This is a genomic window from Mesorhizobium sp. M5C.F.Ca.IN.020.29.1.1 (assembly GCF_003997375.1).
In the GTDB taxonomy this organism is placed as follows: domain Bacteria; phylum Pseudomonadota; class Alphaproteobacteria; order Rhizobiales; family Rhizobiaceae; genus Mesorhizobium; species Mesorhizobium wenxiniae.
Genome location: NZ_RZSW01001095.1, coordinates 1 through 800 on the forward strand (window position 1 = coordinate 1; position 800 = coordinate 800).

Genomic DNA, 800 nt, shown 5'->3' on the forward strand with positions numbered 1-800 from the left:
CTATGAACGCAACCCAAGCTGCGAATGGCGGCGTGGATTTCACCGCGACGCAGACGATCGCCGATTTTGCCGAAACGCTTGATTTTGACGATCCCAAAAGCGGGCTGAAATTCCCGCTTACAATCAAATCGCCAGAACTGTCGGTGAATGCGACCGGCAAAGGGATGCGGACAAAGCCATTTCTCGATCTGCTGGCATTTGCCGTCGCCAATGAAGACGAAGCCAAGCTGAAGGCCAACCAGGCGCAGCTCAAATCGCTTTTGCTCGCCGCGCTGCCGCTGTGGGAGCGGATCGACGGAAGCTACGGGCTCAAGGATGTCAGTGTCGAAAGCCCGGTCGGGCATTTCGGTGCGGCGGAGCTGGGCACCAGCTTCGGGTCCGACGGCATCGCCCAGAACGGAGCAATCAACTATACGATCAAGGCCGCAGGATTGACGATCCCTCCGAATCTTGTGCCCGCCTGGGGTACGGCGCTGCTGCCCACCGACATCAATCTGAATTTCGGCGGCGCCAATATCGATCTCGACAGCATGGCGAAAAAGGCGATCGAAACCTTTGATCTAAACAACAATCCGCCGCTGCCGGCGGACTTTGGCGATCAGATCAAAGCTGATTTCATGACCAAGACGCCGAAATTTATCATCGGCCACAGCACGGTGAAGAACCGCGACATGGAAATCGCGATGGAAGGCGAGATGACGTTCTCCGGCATGAAGCCCGAGGCAAATGTTACGATTGATATCGCAGGCTACGACAGAATTGTGGAAAGCCTGCAGGCGGCGGCGAAGTCGGAGCCGGAA

General features: G+C 56.8%; 1 pseudogene. It reads left to right on the top strand.

The features are described 5' to 3' along the window. Window positions 1-260: 260 nt before the first annotated feature. Window positions 261-800 (top strand): annotated as a pseudogene (locus EOA85_RS36435) (hypothetical protein); the annotation flags it as partial.